This window comes from Arenibacter flavimaris, assembly GCF_030291335.1.
In the GTDB taxonomy this organism is placed as follows: domain Bacteria; phylum Bacteroidota; class Bacteroidia; order Flavobacteriales; family Flavobacteriaceae; genus Arenibacter.
In genome coordinates this window covers 100,156-120,727 of the sequence record NZ_JASWIM010000017.1, presented here as the reverse complement: position 1 = coordinate 120,727, position 20,572 = coordinate 100,156, and the positions used below count along the sequence as shown (strand labels likewise).

At 39.6% G+C, this 20,572-nt stretch carries 17 protein-coding genes; 8 read left to right on the top strand and 9 right to left on the bottom strand.

Translation table 11 applies throughout. From position 1 onward, the window contains the following. Nucleotides 1-1,673 precede the first annotated feature (1,673 nt). From QSE00_RS13995 to QSE00_RS13965, 7 genes are all read left to right on the top strand, one after another. Complete coding sequence (locus tag QSE00_RS13995; protein WP_286106429.1) at nt 1,674-1,961, top strand: helix-turn-helix domain-containing protein; 288 nt, start codon at nt 1,674-1,676, stop codon at nt 1,959-1,961. Next, nucleotides 1,958-2,812: a VapE domain-containing protein gene (locus QSE00_RS13990; protein ID WP_286106428.1), complete on the top strand. Its 855-nt coding sequence runs from the start codon at nt 1,958-1,960 to the stop codon at nt 2,810-2,812. The genes QSE00_RS13995 and QSE00_RS13990 overlap by 4 nt, the downstream gene beginning before the upstream one ends. Nucleotides 2,813-2,872: 60 nt before the next feature. Further along, nucleotides 2,873-3,151, top strand: a complete 279-nt coding sequence (locus QSE00_RS13985) for a hypothetical protein (RefSeq protein ID WP_286106427.1) — start codon at nt 2,873-2,875, stop codon at nt 3,149-3,151. Between the two features lie 225 nt (nt 3,152-3,376). After that, nucleotides 3,377-4,240 carry a toprim domain-containing protein gene (locus QSE00_RS13980; RefSeq protein WP_286106426.1) on the top strand — a complete coding sequence of 288 codons (864 nt, stop codon included), beginning with the start codon at nt 3,377-3,379 and terminating at the stop codon, nt 4,238-4,240. Nucleotides 4,241-4,401: 161 nt separating this feature from the next. Next, the gene (gene mbpA / locus QSE00_RS13975; protein WP_286106425.1) at nt 4,402-4,698 is read left to right on the top strand and encodes a mobilization protein MbpA; all 297 of its coding nucleotides are present in this window, start codon (nt 4,402-4,404) and stop codon (nt 4,696-4,698) included. Further along, nucleotides 4,695-5,564, top strand: a complete 870-nt coding sequence (locus QSE00_RS13970) for a relaxase/mobilization nuclease domain-containing protein (protein WP_286106424.1) — start codon at nt 4,695-4,697, stop codon at nt 5,562-5,564. The genes mbpA and QSE00_RS13970 overlap by 4 nt, the downstream gene beginning before the upstream one ends. Nucleotides 5,565-5,582: 18 nt before the next feature. Next, nucleotides 5,583-6,047: a DUF6730 family protein gene (locus tag QSE00_RS13965; RefSeq protein ID WP_286106423.1), complete on the top strand. Its 465-nt coding sequence runs from the start codon at nt 5,583-5,585 to the stop codon at nt 6,045-6,047. Nucleotides 6,048-6,261: 214 nt separating this feature from the next. Here the strand turns inward: QSE00_RS13965 and QSE00_RS13960 are convergent, their stop codons facing one another. Further along, entirely contained in the window at nt 6,262-7,482 is a 1,221-nt protein-coding gene (locus QSE00_RS13960; protein WP_286106421.1) for a tyrosine-type recombinase/integrase, read from the bottom strand. Nucleotides 7,483-7,931: 449 nt separating this feature from the next. Between QSE00_RS13960 and QSE00_RS13955 the strand changes: the two genes are divergently transcribed. After that, a complete protein-coding gene (locus QSE00_RS13955; RefSeq protein ID WP_286106420.1) occupies nt 7,932-8,393 on the top strand; it encodes a PaaI family thioesterase in 462 nt (153 codons plus the stop codon). Nucleotides 8,394-8,712: 319 nt separating this feature from the next. On the opposite strand, the gene QSE00_RS13950 is transcribed toward QSE00_RS13955, so the two are convergent. The 8 genes from QSE00_RS13950 to QSE00_RS13915 all read right to left on the bottom strand — a co-directional run bounded on the left by QSE00_RS13950 (nt 8,713) and on the right by QSE00_RS13915 (nt 20,394). After that, nucleotides 8,713-8,940, bottom strand: coding sequence for a hypothetical protein (locus QSE00_RS13950; RefSeq protein WP_286106419.1), 228 nt, complete (start codon nt 8,938-8,940; stop codon nt 8,713-8,715). Nucleotides 8,941-9,300: 360 nt separating this feature from the next. Continuing rightward, on the bottom strand, nt 9,301-10,227 hold the full coding sequence (locus QSE00_RS13945; RefSeq protein ID WP_286106418.1) for a dihydrodipicolinate synthase family protein: 927 nt from the start codon (nt 10,225-10,227) through the stop codon (nt 9,301-9,303). Nucleotides 10,228-10,251: 24 nt separating this feature from the next. Beyond that, nucleotides 10,252-11,412 (bottom strand): sialidase family protein, encoded by a 1,161-nt coding sequence (locus QSE00_RS13940; protein ID WP_286106417.1) that lies wholly within the window; start codon nt 11,410-11,412, stop codon nt 10,252-10,254. A 79-nt stretch (nt 11,413-11,491) separates the two neighbouring features. Then, nucleotides 11,492-14,299 carry a glycoside hydrolase family 2 protein gene (locus tag QSE00_RS13935; RefSeq protein WP_286106415.1) on the bottom strand — a complete coding sequence of 936 codons (2,808 nt, stop codon included), beginning with the start codon at nt 14,297-14,299 and terminating at the stop codon, nt 11,492-11,494. Between the two features lie 84 nt (nt 14,300-14,383). Continuing rightward, nucleotides 14,384-15,556, bottom strand: a complete 1,173-nt coding sequence (locus tag QSE00_RS13930; RefSeq protein WP_286106414.1) for an exo-alpha-sialidase — start codon at nt 15,554-15,556, stop codon at nt 14,384-14,386. 19 nt (nt 15,557-15,575) lie between these two features. Next, on the bottom strand, nt 15,576-16,490 hold the full coding sequence (locus QSE00_RS13925; protein WP_286106413.1) for an endonuclease/exonuclease/phosphatase family protein: 915 nt from the start codon (nt 16,488-16,490) through the stop codon (nt 15,576-15,578). A gap of 123 nt (nt 16,491-16,613) precedes the next feature. Continuing rightward, complete coding sequence (locus QSE00_RS13920) at nt 16,614-18,281, bottom strand: glycoside hydrolase family 32 protein (protein WP_286106412.1); 1,668 nt, start codon at nt 18,279-18,281, stop codon at nt 16,614-16,616. 91 nt (nt 18,282-18,372) lie between these two features. Beyond that, nucleotides 18,373-20,394, bottom strand: coding sequence for an FG-GAP repeat domain-containing protein (locus tag QSE00_RS13915; RefSeq protein WP_286106411.1), 2,022 nt, complete (start codon nt 20,392-20,394; stop codon nt 18,373-18,375). Nucleotides 20,395-20,572 lie beyond the last annotated feature (178 nt).

Genomic DNA, 20,572 nt, shown 5'->3' with positions numbered 1-20,572 from the left:
TGTAAAACTGGAAAAGGAATTTAGGATCACTATGTATGGAAATAACCAAAATCCAGTAATCTTGATAAGAAAGTGGCCGTCCCAAGAATAGGGATAGGTCAAAGTAGTACCAAGCGATTATCGATAATAGCGGGCAGGACCTATATCCAGACATTATCATGGAACAAGAGAACCAATACAGAAATGTAAAAGCGAAAATGGCAGCAGTTCCGAAGTAGAAAAGTCAGATAGTAGCGATGTTCTGAATTAAGGCGGCTTTAGTTGTAGTAACGGACATATTTAAGAGAGCAGAGGTAATTCTCCCGTAAGAGAAGGACATCACTTGAACAAGTCCATATATTGTATAACAACTTAAGATCTTTGTTTTAAGGATGATTTTTAATGATGGACACAACAAGAGACACAAGTCGCAACCAGTAGTAAAGTTGCAGGTAAACGAGATTTTTACAAGCATGAAAGTCAATGGAGCCAGTGCGGTAGTAATAGCAAACCCACGCAATAATCTATTCCCTTGTGAAGTAGGTTGGCCAGTGGGAGCTATTTTTCAGACCTTACAGCTTGATAATAAGAAGTTTATGTATAGACTTCCCCTCTATTCATTAGGACAGATAAATTATTTTGCCATCAGGAATCCGACAAATTTGAAGCGTCGTATGAGCAATCATAGCATTCGAGGACTGGGTCATGGAAAGGCGAAGACGTATCGGTATTTGTTTTCCGAATACTAGGATTGGCTATGTAACTCTATGTGCTCAACCTATGTAACGATCGTGCATTGGCAGAAGATATTGTCCATGAGACAATTGTTTTTCTTATGGCTAAAAAAAAGGCAGGTCATTATTATTTCTACATCGTTTAAGAACTACCTTTTCAAAATATGCCATAATCAGTTTTTATAACATATTCGCAATTTGATGCCTTTGATATAATAAGATGGGATGTTATCTCAAAGGCAACTTTGGAAGATGACCTCTATGAATTAAAAAAAAATGGAAAAAAGGAAGTATAAAGAAATTGCCTTGGACATGGGATATCCGAGAAAACCGTCGAAAATCAGATGTCAAAAGTCCTCAGTTTCTTAAGGGCAAATGCCAATACTTTCTTAATGTAAAGTTTGATGGCATTCATTTAAAAGGCATATTATATTTGGGATTTTTTATTTTTTAAAACCAAATCATTGGTAATGCTACATATTCATTTATTGGACTTTTTGGAACTATATTTTTCATAGAAATGTTAAAATTCTGTTTATTAAAAGTCTCTAACTAAAATTTAGACCTTCAAGATATTATATTTTCCCCGAGTTTAGTTTTTGGTTGAGGGTTTAATCACAGACCACTAAGAAATTGAAATTAGCCTTTTTTAAGCTCTTTTAAAACTGTTCCATCAAATTTAATTGTTTATAACCACCTATATTCCAATAAACAGTCCATTTTCAACCAAAAATATTTGACATCATTTGATATCAAATGATGTCAAATAAAATTATTAAGTCGGTTAGGCAGTATTACTTGATATAGTTTGTTGTAATTTGTTGTTCCTCAATTGGTTGTGGATAACTATTTTCGTTTCTGCTCTTTTTCATTTTCCTATTTTTATACATTTAACCAACTACAATACTGTAGGAAGACAAAAGCGCTTTTGTTCATTCTGTAACCCTAAAAAAGAAACAAATGGACAATTTTTTAATCCTTGAACGATTAGATCGTTTGGAAAGGCTCATGACGGCCCATAAAGAGGTACTGACCTTTGAGGAAACCTGTGACTATACCGGTATATCCAGAAGCTATCTGTACAAACTTACTTCTTCCGGAAATATTCCACACTCCAAGCCGAACGGTAAAATGATCTTCTTTGAAAAGGAGAAGCTTAACGATTGGCTACTGCAAAATAGCATTTTGTCCCCAAGCTATATCGAGAACAATACCTTGGCGGACACTTCCAAAAATAAAAGCTCATGACAGCTGGTGGTTTGGCCGATGAACTTTACAAGGTAAAGGATGCTAAAAAAAAGACTATCTATGACTATACGATAGAATACTTGGAGGGGAAGTACGACATTATGTACAACGAGATATCCCATGATTTCCAGATATCGTTCAAGAAACGAGCTGAATGGTCCTATCTGAATCTCAATTCCCTGATCATTGAACTTGCCAAAGCAGGTGTCGATATCAGTACGGGGAAACTGGAAATCCTGATTCGGTCAGAACTCATTCCCAAATACAACCCTATTAAAGCGTACTTCCAATCTCTCCCAAAATGGGACGGAGAAGACCATATCAAAAAACTGGCGTCCTACGTTCCCACCTATGATGATGAGGCTTTTCTTTACCATTTTAAAAAATGGTTGGTCCGTGCCATTAAGTGTGCGCTGGAACCGGACTACTTCAACAAACAGGCCTTGATTATCAGCCATAAGGGGCAGAGCTCAGGGAAATCTACTTGGTGTCGGTTTATCTGTCCCCCAGAACTGGCCGAATATATGGCGGAGGACATCAGCAACGATAAGGATGCCAGGATCCAATTGTGCCGGAACTTCCTTTACAACTTGGATGAGCTGGCCGTGCTGACCAAAAAAGACGTGAACGCACTGAAAGCATTCTTTTCCAAGACCTTCATCAACGAACGCCTGCCCTACGACAGGAAGAATACGACCCTGCCCAGAATCTGTTCGTTTTTGGGCTCTACCAATATGTCCTCCTTTCTAAATGATGAGACCGGATCGGTAAGGTGGTTGTGCTTTGAGCTAATGGATAAAATAGATTTCTCCTACTCCAAGGAAGTGGAAATCAAGAACGTGTGGATATAGGCCTACCACCTTGCCTATAATGATCCAGGCTTCAATCCAGAACTCACGCTAACGGATATTATGGAGAACGAAGAACGGAATAAAAAATATACCAAATTGACCACAGAGGAGGAACTGGTTTCCAAATACTTTGAAAAGTCGAATGATATCAACGACTTCGTGACCGCCTCGGATGTATTGGTCAAGCTGAGTAGCTTGAACGTAAGACTGAACCAGATAAACCTTGGGCGTGCGCTTTCCGGATTCAATTTCCAACGGGTGAAACATCCCAAACGCCAGGTGTATGGGTATTTGGCCAAATCGGTATTTGCCAAAAGTCCCTGGGAAGTAGAATCGTAGAAAAAGTGCCATTGCACCTACCTACTTACCTAATGGACCACGACCGCCCTAACTGCGGGAGCTACCATAGGTAAGATACATTAACCCCAAGTTACCTAGGTATTACCTATCCTACCTATTAGGGTAAGATGGGTAAGATCAAAAAACATCCCACCTAAGCGCTTACCCCGTATAAAGAGGGGCTTAGGTAAGAAGGTAAGAGAAAAACGAAAATAAAATTAACTAATGAAAAAAGAAAGAACCAATAAACTATCGTGTGAAAGAGCCAGAGCTTTTCCCATCGAAAAAGCGTTGGCAAAACTCGGGCACTTTCCTACCAAGGAATCTGATAAAGAAGCTTGGTTCCTGAGTCCGTTCCGCTCAGAAACCCAAGCCTCTTTTAAGGTATCCAAGAAACTGAACCGATGGTACGACCACGGTATTGGGAAAGGGGGAAATGTAATCGATCTGATTTGTCTAATCAACAAAACATCGGTAAAGGAAACATTGGATTGGCTACAAAACGGTAAGATTTCTTTTTCTTTTCAGCAGCCCCTTTTAAAAGGGGATAAACAGGATAAGATCGAGATAAAGTATGTTAAGGAACTGGGCCATTTTGCGCTAGGGGAATATGTAATGAAAAGAGGGATTTCCATCTTGACTGCCAGAAAACTGTGCAAGGAAGTTCACTATAAGTTTAAGGACAAGATGTATTTCGCCCTAGGCTTAGCGAACAACTCCGGAGGTTGGGAACTGCGGAACAAATATTATAAGAATTCCAGCTCCCCAAAAGACGTCACTCACCTCCAGAACGGGAATAGTAGACTGGTCGTTACCGAAGGAATGTTCGATATGATGAGCCTGATGGAGCGGGACGAACATCTAATGGAAGCGAATGATCTTTTCATATTAAACTCCCTAGGCTTTATAGATAAAACGTTTGATATGCTTGATACCTATGATTCGATTGCACTTTATCTGGACAACGACCGTGCAGGAAGAAATGCCGTTAAATTGATAATGCGACATCAGCCAAAATGCATAGACCGATCCAACTTATACGAGAATTTTAAAGACGTAAATGGTTGGTGGACAGCTGAAAATAAATGATCTGATGATGATAATATTTTATCCCGAAAATGAAATAACTATTAATAAATACAATTTTAATGTATAAAAGAAATAATCTGATAGTGATGTAATTCAAGATGTGTCTTTGTTGCCACAAAGACAATCTTGCTTTGCTCCCGAAGGTCGCAAAGACGGAAAAAATGAAACGTACCTATGTTAAATTTCGATGTTCTCTTTTTGAGAAAAAGTTGCTCGGGATAAAGGCCAAAAAGAGCGGTCTCAGCGTGAGTGAATATTGTAGGCGTGCTGCCTTTGGGGATAAGATCATTGAGCGGTTAACAGAGGAACAAATAGACCTTTATAAGATGTTGGCCAAGTACGGGACCAACTTTAAATTGATCGGGAACATGTACCGAAAACGGGATCCCAAGCTGACGGCCGAAGTGACCAGGCTAGCAGAAGAAATACAGACCCACCTTTATAATTTCAAAAAATGATAGGCATAGGAAAATCAATATCGCATACCGGAAATTCCATGAGCTATGGCTGGAATAAGGAGAAACAAGCAGAGGTCGTTTACTCCAATCACGTGGTTGGGCAAACTCCAAACCAGATTACCAAGGAATTCAACATCATCCAATCCCAGAATTATCAATGCAAAAAAAATACGTTGAGTTTTGTCATCAGCCCTACGATTGAAGATGGAAAACAGCTAAAAGCCAAAAAACTCAACGAGATGACTGCAAAGTTTCTCAAGGAAATGAAATTACAAGAACATCAGGCTATTGCCTTTGTTCATAGGAACCAACCGCATACTCATGTTCATGTGTACGTAAACCGTATCGATTTTAACGGAACTGCTTATAACGACAGTTTTATTGGGAAGAGGAGTCAGCTAGCCGCTGAACGGGTGGCAGAGAAAATGGGGCTTACCACGGTACGGGAAGTACAACTGGAAAGATTGGAACAGCTACTGAATATAAGACAGGAGATTAAGCAGGTACATGAAAAAGTGATGAACGAACAACGCCCCAAGGACCTGGATAATTATATCAAACTAATGAAGGAAAAAAACGTACAAGTTATCCCAAGTATCAATAAGTCCAATCAGCTGCAAGGGTTCCGGTTCCAATACAAGGGCCAAAACCTAAAGGGAAGCGAGGTACACCGTTCTATGTCCGGTAGCAGAGTGGTGATGGGGATAGCCAACCATGCAGAGAAAAGCATTCATAAGGGCCAGTATAAAACTGTTAGCCTGATGGGAAAGGCCACCCAGCTAAGTGGGAATATCGCTATAAAACTGGCTAAAACAGTCATTAAACAAGCGATCCAAAAAAGTGTTGGAATGGAAATAGGATATTAATTTGAAAACCAAAACAATATGGCAAAGCTAGACGAAATCACGGAATTATTGGTCGATGAACTGGAAGGACTGAAACAGATATTGGGACAATTGAGAACACTGACCAAGGAACTAACCAGTTCTGAGACCGTAAAGGAAATATCCCAAATACGGTACAAACAGGAGGAACTCAATAAAACACAGGACAACCACTTCAGAGAGCAAAACACGGGACTTAGTGAAGTAAAACAGAAAGTAAGTACGGCTCTCTTATTTCCGAAATGGTTCCTCATTATGATATTGGCGATTCCAATACTTTCCATCTCCACATTGGGCTATCTAGGCTATCAGGTTAGACAATTCGAGGAAGAAAAGGGAAAAGCCTTCCAGGAGGGAAAAACAACTATTTCAAAACAATTTAATACGTATTTCCGTGAGCACCCAGAAGTCTACAAGGGATTTCTGATTTGGACGGAAAAAGAGAAAGAGACAGATCCAAAGTAGGTTGCGCCCTATCCGATTTTTGCTATACGCTTATCTGCCTGAACACTACAAAAATCGGACAGGAACCATGCGCAAAGTTCTTGGGTAAGATTTGGGATGCTTTCTATTATAATGGATTTCTAACCAAACAATATGCACTTAAGAGAAGCTATTTAAGTATATTTCTAGAGCAAAGCTTTCTATCTTGTCGTGAAAAATTAATAATAACAAGGAGCTAAGAAACGATTTGCTCATTAGCGTCATCTAAAACAGAATTATCAAAGCTCTTTAAGTAAATATCAGTAGTTTTAACCGAATGATGTCCCAGCCCTTCACTAATAATTTCAGTAGAAATCCCCATGTTTTTGGCAATAGTGGCCCAAGAATGACGGATGTAGTAGGAGGTGATCTTTTCTTCGATACCAGCATCTTCAGCAATTATCTTGAATAACTTATTAACCAGCCTTCTGTCGGATTTATACTTTGTGAACATTTCAACGGACCCATCATAACCAATTGGGAAAATAAAATCGTTAGGGCTTTTTCCTTTTTTATAATATTCTAAGATACTCGCAAATTCCTCTGTTATTTTAACCGATAGAGGATCCCCTGTTTTGCTTCTTCCATAAAATATTCGACTTTCTCCAATATCTTTTAACCGCAATTTTGCAAGATCGATTAAGTTCATACCCCTACAATTGAACATACACAATAGATAATTTTGGGTGTGCCAGAGGTTGGAACCTTTCTTGTATTTTAAATTTCTAATGGTAACTATACTTTCTTTGGAGAGAGCTTTTTTCTTAGTACGTCGGGATGTTGGTATTTTATAATGATTAAATGGGTTTTTGATCGGGATGTACCTATCCTCCTTTATTGCACTGTTGTATATGGCCCTTACCCCACGCATATAGGCACTTATTCCGTTATTTGAATTTCCCTTAGCTTTATTAACTAGTTCAAACTCATTTAGAAAAGTTACGTTAAGGTGATAGAGTTTAATAGGTGCGCCATTATTGAAGTTTACAAATGCGGCTATTGAATTTTGATACCATTTTGCTGTACTGGGCTTTCCTTCCCTCAATTTCCGGTCAATCAAAACTTGTCCCCACTCCGATAAAGATATTTCATTGGAGAGGTTCTTTTTTAAATCGGAGTCTAATTTCTTATCCCAGGATTCCTTAATATTTTCTATTAGGACATCAACAGATATCTCATTGATAACTTTACCAAGTTTATCAATTATTGATTTGGCCGAGTACAATTTATCGTTCAGCTTTTTATTTATTTCATCGCAATCCTGTTCCCTATTAGCAATTGCTGATTTCTTAAATGCCATGTTTTTCTCGTCCCATCCGTCACTTGAAGTGTAAAATGGAAGTCGAACGATTCTTTGCTTCTTATGAAACACACGCAATGCAATCGGAAATAATCCTTCCGTGTTTTTTGAATGCATACGTACGTCTAAAATTAATCTTGCTCGAGCCATATCTCATAGGTTTTAACTGTAAGATAATTAAAAATGTGCATAGTTTGTGCATAGTTTTATTTGATGCCATTTGATATCATATGATATCAAATGTGTGCAAGTTATTGTTTTTCAATGAGATATAAGTATAAAGGAATCTATGGGAAACTAAAAAAAGCGCCTTCTAAGCAGGCGGTCGAAGGTTCGAATCCTTCTGCCATCACCAGTAAAATAAGGGCCTTATAGATTTTTTAATCTCTAAGGCCTTTTATTTGCACTCAATTTGCACTCATATATTGTCCTTATTTGTTTTAATATGGTTTTATATATATAAGGGATCAAGTCCAAAGTAATGATCGTAGGTCTACATACTTTCCTTTTCTTTGGCCCTAACGAGGCAATGTAGATGATAGAATTAATTTAGACCAATAAACCCTATGAGCACAATACCCGTTTTAGAGTATATCCATAAAATGATTAATGGAAGTCTGGATGAAAATGACTGCACATTTATGACTTATCCAACAGCTATTTCTAAAGTACTAGGTTTTAGGATAGCTGAAGATGATAAAGGAACAGCAATCATTGAAGTAGATACCGACCCTTTAAAATACGGAAACAAACAGGGTACTATACACTGTGGGTATGTATGTGAATTAGCAGATGTAGCAATTGGAAATTTAAAAGAGGAAGGTAAGAGTTTCTCCTCTATAGAGCTTAAAACAAACTTTTTTCGTCCCGTATGGAAAGAGTCACTAAGAGCGATCGCTAAACCAATACAAAATGGAAAAACAATAAGTTGTTATGTATGCGAAATTTATAAAAGCAATGGAAAACTGGCAGCTTCGGTAACTAGCACAGTGATGACGCTTCGGGGTGAAAAAGCTAAAGGGAGGTAGAACTGTTAAGCATTGGAATTTTTAAGAATTTCAGTTATTCGAGTTCTTCAACAATCCTCCTGTTTATTGTATAGACCCATTTAAACTACAGTAATATCAGAGGGTTACGCTAAATTTAATTGATCCAAAGTTTATTCGTGACAAATGAAATACATCATATACTTGATGAATATGGGTTGGCTCTTGATGAAGTTAAAGAGAAAAACCTGAGTGAGTTTTCAAATTTAGAAAAAGTATTAAAATATCTCGGAATATCAATATGCCAAGGTCCGAAATAAATGTATGACCAGGAAAATCAGAAATGGTCGAAATCAATGTACTAAGGTCCCCGGACAAGTAAGAGTACACCAGAATTATTTTCTATAAAAACAAAGGGATCGATTCGGCGATAATGGCCATGTCTTTTTTGCCCGTACCCCCTCGTTCCGTTTTCTTTCTCGACCTCGGAGAACTCAATTATGAAATTGCCCTTGTTCATCTTAATCCCAACTTCCAATATATAACGATCGTCCCTACTGCCTATTGTCTTTCTTAGCTTATTGGCCATTGCCCAGACCGGCTAATCCCGCATTGATTCAATCTGATTTTGGATTTCCGTAATAGGAAAGCCCTTTTTTGTTGTCATAATAAGAACATTGTTGTAATCTATAACAAAAAAGAAAAGGAGGAATTCTGCATGATGGAAACGCTGCGAAGTGATGTCAGGCTCTAGCTCTTTATCTAAAATCTAACTAAATGGCAGCACCTTTTTTGTCGTGATGTTCCTTAAAATATTAAAGACAGGAGGCCTCATTTTCGACATATACTATAAAACTTAACAGATTAATACTTTAAAGTTTAGTCCAGAATTTGTGTTTTTATAACCATTATGACAAAATAGGGATACTCATTTTTTTTCATTGTTATTTTAACTTATAGTTTGGCCATTTATCCCCGTATTTTTAATGTTTCTTTGAACTATTTTTAAATTCGTCGCAATCATTTCCATCTCCAATTCCTTGAACTGTTTAAGGGGAGGGGCCAGATATGGGCTGCACAAGCCTAGGAGTGAGGCGGCCCCTTTTAACCCTTTGAGATAGCTGGATCCATATTTGCCCACATGGTAAAGCATTTTGGCCACTTCCATTACCTGCTCTTGCAGTTGTGCCATTCTTGGGAAATCCCTGTCCAAGGAAGCCCGGTACAACGCAACGTACAGATGTGGAAATAAATTGGCCCCGCCATTGACACCACCATCACCACCCATAAGGACCGTTTCGGCGGTAATTTCTTCCGGACCAACAAAAAGGCCAAAATCTTCCCTTTGGATTCCATGGATGAGGGACTGGAAATAAACGGTGTTGGCAGAGCTGTCCTTCAGACCGATTATATTGGGGTTTTTGGAAAGTTGTATTGCAGTAGCGGTATCGATATGTACCTTGGTAAGTCCGGGCATATTGTACAGGTACAAGGGTAGTGGCAGGCTGTTTGCCAAGTCTTCATAATATTCCAACAATTCCTGCTGGCCCAAATTGAAATAGTAGGGAGGTGCCGCTACCACTGCCATCGCTCCATGTTCCTTGGCCAAATGGGCCAATTCAAGGCTTTCACCCAATGAAGTATCTGTTATACCTACCATTACAGGAATCTTATTCTTTGCCGCCAGGCAGGTCTGCTTTATCATTTCTTGTCTTACACTATACTTTAGGCCCGTGGCTTCACCCGTGGTCCCCAAAATAAATACGCCATGGACCCCTCCCTCCACTAAATGGGCAATTAATCCATGTACTGCGGGTACGTCCAAATTGTAATCGTTGGTCAAGGGGGTCAATAATGGTGGTATAATTCCTTTCATTTTTTGTATCTAATTATTATTATATTAAAGTTGCTTGGGGTCAATGACCACATGTTTTACGGATTGTCTTAGGTATGTATATGTAATATGTACCAAGCCATCCGAGGTCTGGATTATGGCAGGGTAGGAATATCCTGATTCTGCCGGGGCGTTTTCCAAGGTCATTACGGGTTTCCAATTGATACCATCATCGGATATGGCCAGATTTATCATATTTCTGCCTTTGGGATCTTCCCCTTTCTTTGTGGTGTGATTGTATATAAGTAATTGCCTGTAATCTGTCAGGGTTACGGCATCGGTTCCCGAATTGGGATTGGGAAGTTCGGTAGCCGTCATTTTGCTCCAGGTCTTGCCTTGGTCTTCGGACCAGCTTTGGGAAATTACATTTTGCCTTGTTCTGCACAATACCTGCATTTTTCCATTGGGATAGGTAAGTATACTGGGCTGAATTGCATCAAACTCTTTCCCGTCATTAATGGGCCCCACTACCTCCCAGGTTTTGCCATTGTCCTTACTTATTTCAAAGTGTACCATCCAATCCACATCTCCGTCCTCTAGCATAATTTCTGTACTGCTAGGGCTAAGGATAGTGCCGTCCTCCAATTGAATAGGCTTGTTTTTGACCGGGCCCAACAAATATCCAATTTTTTCGTCCATTCCCATTTTTTCTGGTTTGGACCATGTTTTTCCACCATCTGGAGAGGTCATCAACATGCCCCACCACTTAATGGGGTCCGGTCCCTCCTTATAAAATAATAACAGAGGCCCTTCCTTTGGCTGAAATAACACCGGATTCCATAAAGGATAACGTAGGCTGTCGTTTTGCACTCCATTTGCCACTTCTTCCGGCCTGGTCCATTTGCCTCGCACCATTCTGGATACACGGATCCCCACATCCGGATTTTTCTCATGGGTGCCTGCAAAAAATGCACTCACCAAACCAGTGGGCGTTTCCACTATAGTAGAGGCATGGCATTCCGGGGTGGGTTTTTTGTCCAAGGGGAAAATCAACTCTCCACTTATATAAGGACCCTGTCTTGGGTGAGACAAAGAGGGTAACGTGAATTTACCGGTAATGTCATTACCACTTTTGGTCTCATTGGTTGTGGCGGTTTCCCCTGTTTTGTTCTTACAGGAGATTAGTATCAAAGTAATTATGGCAAGAGTATAAATAGTATGTTTCATTGTAGTCTGTGGTTTACTCAGAATAGGTTTTTTGATTAAGACTGTTTGAGATAAATAATAAATGAATCTGATGAATGGATTAATTTTCGGCCCGGAAATCGAACCATAATTTAATGGGATAGTTTTGGTCTCCGGTCCTCCCGGAATAAAAGCCTTTCTGACTTTTAGGACCCAGTTTATCGGCATCCTTGAATTTGGTTCCTATGGCCGGGATATGGTACAAGAAGGAAAGATCGCCCTTGGGAAAAGAGGGGAATACCTTGCTGGTAGCATATTCCGGTTCTTTTGGGACAAAGAGCTGAAAATATAAATTGGGTGTTTCGGAAATAACGGTAAAAGGCGTTTCCGTGGTAGTAAACTTTACCCAATACAAATTACCGTGATATCCTTTAAATTCCGGATAAATTAGGTGGTTAAAGGTTGCTCCGGTAACGGTATTGTTGTACTGTTTTTTCCATACCCCAAAATTACTACCCTTTGTCCTGTTCTTCCATACCCTATAAGGCCCCCTACCCATCCATGTTGCCTCTGTACATTTCTCTTCTGGATAATCGAATGAAATGCCGAGGTAATCCATATCTTCCATCTTTTTTTGAAGGGGACTCGCCTCTAGTTGTAATAGGCCATTTTTAAAGAATTTCCAGATTATTTGTTCAGGATAGCCGTTCCTCAAAACTTCGAGCAGAAAGTTTCCTTCCCTGTCCTTTTCCCATTTTGTACTAATAATTTGCGAAGAACTCCCTGCCGGAACCGGTCCTCCGGAAATCGAAATTTTACCTTGGCTATTTTTAACGGAATTAAGGGTACCGTCCTTTTTGTTAAAAACAATCTGCACTCCACTTGTAGAAACACCAATCGTCTGATCTATTTCCAGTATCTCTATTTCTTTGTCGGTATTGGAAATGGGTTGTATTAGTTCTTTGGCCTTTTCATGGGGTTGAATGACTGGCCAGCTCCATGTATATAGTTCCTGTCCGTTGTAATCCTTGGCCGTAAATTCAAATATATCGGCAATTTGAAGGGCTTCGCTGCAGTCGATCGTTATTTTAGAGGAGGTTCCCGGTTTTGCATCCGGACCGGTAATATTCCCCGAACCGACCAGCTTTTTTTCCGTATCCCCTATGTCCGTCTTTAAGGCTCTCCAGCTAAAGGAACACTGGCTTAAATTGGTATAAATGTATTTGTTTTTTATAATCAACCTTCCGTTCCATTCCTTGTTAATGGTGACAGGTTCAACCTGTACAGGGGACCAAACTTCTTTTATTGTATAAAAACTAGCCTCTTTTTCGCGATGGGGCCCTAAGATTCCGTCAGGGGCATGGTGACCGTCACCATCGAATACTTTGCCCGATTTATCTGTACGCAAAACCGCCTCATCTGAGAACGCCCATAAAAAACCACCGGCAAATAATGGACTTGTTTCGTAATTTCGCCAATATTCATCCAGTCCGGCTCCCAGACCCCCATCATAAAGTCCATGCAAAAGTTCAGTGGCCATAAAGGGATCGTTTCCCGAAACAAATCTTCCAGTGGCATAATTATATTCGGGATAATGGCCCGTGTCTACTCCGTTGCGCAATAACCATGGGTAGATTACCGGTCGTTTTTGGATATCCCAGGTGTGGATCCACTTTTCATTAGCAAAATCCCAGCCTCCTTCGTTGCCATGGTCCCAAATGATCACACTGGGGTGATTTTCATCTTTTAAAATTACTTCTTTTATCATTTTTGGACCTACAATCGTATCGTAACCATCTTGCCAGCCCGTAATTTCATCCAATACAAAGATTCCCAGGGAATCACATAATTCAAGAAAACGTTTATCGGGCACATAATGTGACATCCGCACCGCATTCATATTCATTTCCTTCATTAGTCCAATGTCTTCGAGGTGATTTTTTTCACTAAGGCTTCTTCCCGTTTCTGGCCAGAAGGAATGTCTATTGACCCCTTTGAAGATTACTTTTTCTCCATTTACATAAAACCCATCATGTTTTCGAAGTTCTACGGTACGGAAACCTATTCGTTCCGTAACCTCATGTACAACTGTATTTCCACGTTTTAATTCAAACTTAAGGTCATACAAAGTTGGCCTTTCTGGGTGCCACGATTCTATGTTGTTGAACTTTGTTGAAAAATAACGTTCAGAAATACCTTTCTCCAAGTTGCCCAGAGTTTTTTGATCCATTTTATTGCCTTCCAAATCATAGAGATAAGCAGTGACCGTATAGTTTGATTTAGGGTTGTTGATGGCAATCAAGGTATTCAATGATCCATCGGCTTTGGCATTCACAGCTGTGCGGCTCATATGTGTTTTAGGAAGGATCTCTAAAAAGACCGGGCGGTAAATTCCACCAAAAATCCAAAAGTCGGCCTGTCTTTCGGCACGGTTTATCGATTCGTTTTCGGATTGCTTGGCCACATCCACTTCCAATAAATTGGCCTGGCCATATTTCAATAGCTTGGCTATGTCATATTTGAATCTTGTAAAACCTCCCTGATGTGTTGTTCCGGCCGATACGCCATTAATTTTAACCTTGGTATCGGTCATGGATCCATCAAAAACAATATTGACCGTATTGCCCTTCCAATCCAGGGCAACATCAAATGTATATTGGTAAAGCCCGTGTTCCAGGCCCAATTTTTTATCCTTGCTTTTCCAATCGTGCCCGTAGTTATAGGTACCAAAACCTTGAAGTTCCCAATTGGACGGAACCTCTATTTTGTCCCATTTATTACTATTTTGCCCATCCGTGCAGTAGAAATCCCATTTAACGGTATTGGCGGCATCGGTTCCGGAAAGATATACTATCTCTGTTTTTTGGGCATACAGTTGAATGGAAAAGCCCAACGCGATTAATGAATAAAATGCTTTTTTTAATATCATGTCCTAGTATTGATGGTTCAATTTTGATTTCTTGCAATTGTTGACTTTCGATTCAAATCCTAATTATTTATTAGTATATTTTTATTATTTTATCAGTGTAATGTTATTGAGTAATTTTAGTGGAATAATGGTCAATTCCGCATCAAGTTTATTTTGGTGATAAATGACGTACAAGTTATTATTGTATTCTAATGCATAAGGATATGCCCATTGTTGGTTTGTGAAGTCGTCACCTCCCTTGAAATAGGATGAAAAGGGCGCATCACCTGGCCTTAAACGGAAGATTTTGGAAAATCCGGAAGTTCCTTTTTCCCCAAGACTTATACAGATCCATTTGCGATGATTCAAATTACTGATCAAATACGGTCTTCCGCTGGATAAAATACCTCCATAAGGTTTCGATTTTGTTGCTTTGAAATTGGTTAGGCCAATCGATGTCCAATTTTTTCCATTGTCCGTGCTGGTAGACACACAAAAATGATCTTCATCTTCAGGAAGCGAATAATTACGGATAATCAATAGGATTTCATCTTCCAACACCAAAGTGGTCGGTTCTGGGAAGCCTTTTATGTAATTTTGAGGAATTGGGACCGTTTCCCACATTCCTGGGTTTTGCCCTTTACTTATGGCTACCCTAGCTCTGAGGTCTTTATCAAGTCCGGCCATAATGAAATTCCCATTTGCCATTTGTCTGGGTTCGTCCATCGGAAAAAAATTATTTATGACAATTCCTTTGGAAACCCAGGTTTGGGTTGTCTCTTCCAGATAAAATCGTTCTGTTTTTAAATCGGTAGCAAAAATTCTATTTCCCTTGAGATATCCCCTAGTATGTCCGGTAAAACTGGCACTAAAAAAATTCAATGTATCGTTTACGGACCAGAACGACCCATGACTGTGGTTATATAAACCATCCACGACCGGAGCCAAAACCTGTTCATCCTGCCATGTCGACCCTTGGTCCAATGACCTTTTTACTTTTACATGTTCTAAAGGGCCATTTTCCTTTATACCATCAGGACCGGTAGCCCAACTGGCATACATAATACCTTTGTGTTCCGCTATGGCGGAGCCAATTAGAAAAGTGGATGGCAATTCTGCAGATCGTACCTTTACATGCCTAATATTATCTTGGGGCAAGAGTGGTGGATTTTCAAAGCTTTCATCCGTGTTCTGCCACAAATTGTGTTGTGCATTAATCACCATTGTGCCCATAAACTGAAGAATAGCCAATAATATAGATCGCTTTTTAATTTTCATAATTTCAAATTTTACTGTATTATTCTTTCAATTGGATTTGTGCAAATATAGGAAGGTGATCGGATGGGAAAAGGTTGCCACGCTGTTCCGAAATGCTTACATATTGTTTCACCTTTACTTTTTTATTGCTGAAAATATAGTCGATACGTTCCCGATTTTTTACAGGGACACTTCCAAAACTATGGAAGGTCCAATCTGGACCATATTTGTTTTTTGCAAGTTTCGCCGTATCGAACAACCCTTTATTCTTTTTGTTGGATACTGTAAGTATTTGATAAGTTTGAGATTCGTTCTTAGAGTTAAAATCACCAATAACGATAGCTTGGGATCGGCCTGCAATGTGATGCACTTTTTCCAGTAGCAGTTTGGCACTTTTCTCCCTTGCATATTCCCTATTGTCAAAATGCGTGTTAAAAATGAAAAATGATTCCTCTGTAACCTTATCCTTAAATTTGCCCCAAGTAACAATTCTATAGGTAGCCGCACCCCAGCTAATAGACGGTTTTTCTGGACTTTCCGATAACCAAAATGTAGCCTTTTCTATAAGTTTGTACCGAGCCTTATTATAAAATATAGGACTATACTCCCCTTTGGTTCCTCCGTCATTTCTGCCTATGCCGATATGGCCATATTGGGAAAGTTTCGATTCTATGTAGAGGAGTTGGTCGTGAAGTACTTCTTGCATCCCGATTATACCTGGCTTGTAGAAATGGATTAAATCCCCGACCCATTTTTTTCTATGCTCCCAATCGTTGGAACCGTCTTTGGCATTGGAATTTCGGATGTTAAATGACATTATTGCAACCAAGGAATCCTTTTTTGCTTTGGAAGGGTAATTGGAAGACGCCAATGCAAGGGAGGAACTTACACAAATACCGTAAAATAAGACCAATATTTTTATCTTGGGCCGAACAAGGTTAAAGGTTGCATTCATCTTCTTTAAATTAATTTTATTATTAAATAGGGGTTACTTGATCATTAAGTTGACCGCTGGGATCTGCACATTTAAACTCCCGTGATTTGGCAGGGGATTGTAAAAGTTGGTATTCATTTGCTTTTAGGGTTCTATATAAATATTTTTCATGGGATACGCTTCTAGTTTTATAAGTTCGGCATCATTTCCCTGGGAAAAGAATGATACGCCTAAACTGTCGGCACGTGAGGGAAATACGCGTGCCCCTATACACTGTTTTCCATTTACAAAGACCTCAATTATGCTTTTATCAATAAATATTCTCAGGTTTAGATTCTCATCAGGGTCCAGTAGTACAGGAGCTGTTTCTGGAACCCTATAGTTAACATCGGACAGGCTGGAAGAATAAGTAGTTTCTAGACTCACCAAACTGTATCTTGCCCTTTTATAGTATTCTGCTTCTTTGGTTCCTTTGTTGTATTCCAAGCCTTTATAATCCCCTTTGTTTTTATAGAAAATTATTTTGGTGTACTCTTCCTTATCCGGAGACCTTAGTACATTGATTTCGACCATTTCTGATTTCCTCATATCAACTTCGGCAACAATTTCCAAGGTGTTTCCTTGTACCTTTTCAAGTAGTGTTTCTTTACTCCTGGGCAATTCTATATGATCCATTTTAATTCCTTCTTTTCTGAGACTGCTGAGGGCTTCCACTGGTTCAATTCTTATTTCATCTTCAGATACTAGGGATAGTTGGCGCGGTAAGGACATCACTTGATCCCATTCGTTAAATACCTTGCCTCTATTGATATTGAAAATGGCAATTACACCACCCTTTCCATCAGGAAATGCCGATGGTGCATGTATGCCTGAAGGACGTGATGTTCCAAAATTAAACTTGCCGTGCGAGGTTGCATTAAATTTATCGTTTAGTTCATCGTAATCTCCCAGCAAATATTGTGCTCCGCTCAAATGGCTAAAGAAAAGCAAGATATGCCGGTTTCCAATAGGCCAAAAATAAGGACAAGCACCATCATCTCCGATCTTGGTGAATCGATCATCAACTACAAATTCATGCAGATACTCCCAATCTAGTAGATTTTTGGATTTAAAAAGGTAATGTGCCCTAATGGGCTTTCCTCCCGGCCCGTTCGGCCCCCTGCTTCCCGAGAGGGAATAATAGGTGTTCTCCTTTTTCCAAATGAAGGGGTCGAATACGGTATAGGGTTGAGGAGATTTGGAATTGCTCTCCAAAGGAATAACTGCCTTACCACCTAACTTTTTCCAATTCAATAACAAGGGGTCATCTGCTATGGCAATCATATTCCCTTTTTCCGTACCATGGTACATGACAATGACGCGGTCATCCTCTACCCATGCCGAGCCTGAAAAGGATGCACGCTCAGGGCCGGGATAAATGGCATATGGTAAATCTTTCCAATGTACCAAGTCTTCGCTAACCGCATGCCCCCAATGTTGTCTAGGGTCCTCGGGAGGATAAGCCTGATAAAAAAGATGCCATTTCCCATTCCAGAAACTAAGGCCATTAGGGTCATTAAGCCTTCCTTCAGGACTTACAAAATGATAGGTTGGCCTGTAAAGATCATTGTTAAATTTTGCCCTGGAAGCTTTAAAACGGTGCATTAAGGGGTCAGCTTCCAAGGCTTTCATCTGTTGTTTTAAAGTTGTTGGATAATTAAATTTTGGAACACGTGATTCAAAGTTGTTTTCCTGCCCTTTAATCTCCATATGTGTATTAAAAAATAGGGTAATAAGCCAAATATTTTTAAAAAGAAGATTATGGGTGTTCATAGGGTCGTTAAATTAAAATTAGTAGGGTCTGCTTTTACCAAGAGTTAGGTTGCTGAATTTAACCTTTCCTTGGGCAATTGTAAATTGCAGACTAACGTTTAAAATATTTATATTTTGCGGGTTGTTGTTTTCCTGTTGTGGTCATGGTTGTCGTTATCTCATGATTGGGCCTTTCCCAATAGAATAACGCTCCTGTTTCTGTTCCCACCAATAAGTCAGGAACCCCGTCGTTGTTAAAATCGGAAACAACTGGACCGTCGGTATGCCCCATAAGTGTTTTGGATACTACCCTGCCCATGTATTGCAGTACCATTTTTCCATCTTGCATTCCTATATTTTTCATCCAATCGACTGCAGGTTTAGAGGAAAAGATAAGATCTTCCATGCCATCACCATCCCAGTCGACAAATGTAATTTTCAACCTGCCATGACTTGAACCTGTTCGTTGGTTTAATAAAATGGGGTTTCCATCGGGGAATATGAAATTGCGTTCTGGGTGCCCCAATTTTAAGCTGTCCCCTTCCTTAATTCTTGGATAGACAACTAGGTATCCCTCGTGGTCCAACATCACCAAATCGTTAAGTCCGTCTTGATTTAAATCCATAATGAATGGAGACGTGCGCCATGGTGCAAGCAATTCTTTTCCCTTCGAAACTCCTGGGGTCCAAGCAGGTTTTTGCGGTTCTCCTTTCCACTCTACCTCAATAGGTTTTGGAGCAGAAAGTTTTGGCGCTTTCCGACTTCCAATGTTTTTTAACCAAACGATATTTCCGTTGTGCTCGTTTACCAGGATATCGGCCAATCCATCACCATCCCAATCGCCTACATCAATAGTGGTATACCCCCAATGAGGTTCTTCGGTATTGGGTAGTGTCTCGGTCGGGATTATGCGTATAGGAACTCCTTTCAACTCTAAGGGTTTGGGAGCATCCCATTTAGGCAAATATCCTCCTAAATTTTTTACAAAATATATGTCACCTGCTCCATTTCCACTTATAATGTCTTGGAGTCCGTCCCCGTCCCAATCATAGACACGGGGCGTGGCCAAAGCACCTAAGTCAACGAACTTGGCTTCTTGTTGCAAGAACCTTGGGGGAAAAAACTCCGGGATTCCATCCACTATTTTACCCGTGTTTTTTAGAAAAGAGACTTTTCCGTCTTCATCCCCTGCCAAGATATCCACGAAACCATCTTGGTCTAGGTCAACGGCACGTAATTTGGAAGCATTGCCATATAAAGAATACAATTGGATAGGTACATTTGCAGATTTCAAGGGTACGCCTTCCTGATAACTATGTGTTTTTGAAGTTCCCTCGTTTTTAAAGTATATTATATTTGAAAAATCACTGATGGCAATATAATCCAGATCTCCGTCATTATCGTAATCTGCCAAAGGAACTTCCAAATAAAGATGATTGCCAATAGGTTCTCCAGTGGCGGTAACTACTTTTTGGGGAGCTTCATATTCAGGGGATTCATTACTGCCCTTATTTTTGAAGAAAAGCAGGTAGTTTCCAATCTTGGAGGACAGACCGCACATTAGATCATAATTGGAATCACCATCAAAGTCGATTAATTTCCATGTATTGTAATTGGTGTCCTGTATATGGCCCTTTGCGGGAAGAGGCAATGTGATACGTTTCCAGAATACATTTTCGGGAACATCCGCGTACATCAATAATTGATCGTTAGTTCTATCTGGTGTTAAAACATGGTAATGCCCATTAACATCGGATACCTCAAAAAATTTTCCGTCATAGCCAAGGCGGAACCTATCCGAGGAAATCTTTTCACCAAATCTAAAAACCGGCATATCAACATTTCCACTAATATTTTCATAATAGAAGATTCCCGATTCCACATAACTTCCTGATTGGGATATGAGAAGATCCAGATCCCCGTCCCCATCAAAATCCATTGGCATGGGTACGGATTTGAATCCCACGTCTAGATCTACCAACAAGCCCAGATTGTTGAATTCAAGTTTTTGTATGCCACTATTCAACATGTTGGAAGATATAGGTTTATTACTTGGGTCGGTTTTACAGCAGACTAGGGTGCATAATATTACAAACCCAAAGACACCCATATTTTTAATTAACATTTTATACATAGAAAAAAAGAATTTTAAATTTTAAAAATAGCTCAATAACCATTTTTAGTAATAGCATGCCCAGCAATTATTATGAATTCACCTAATGGCAAAAAAGGCATAATAGGGCAGGCATTCCAAACTTCATCGTATCAAATTGGCCAATATATTTCCTGAATTGTAATTGACCCAATTTAAC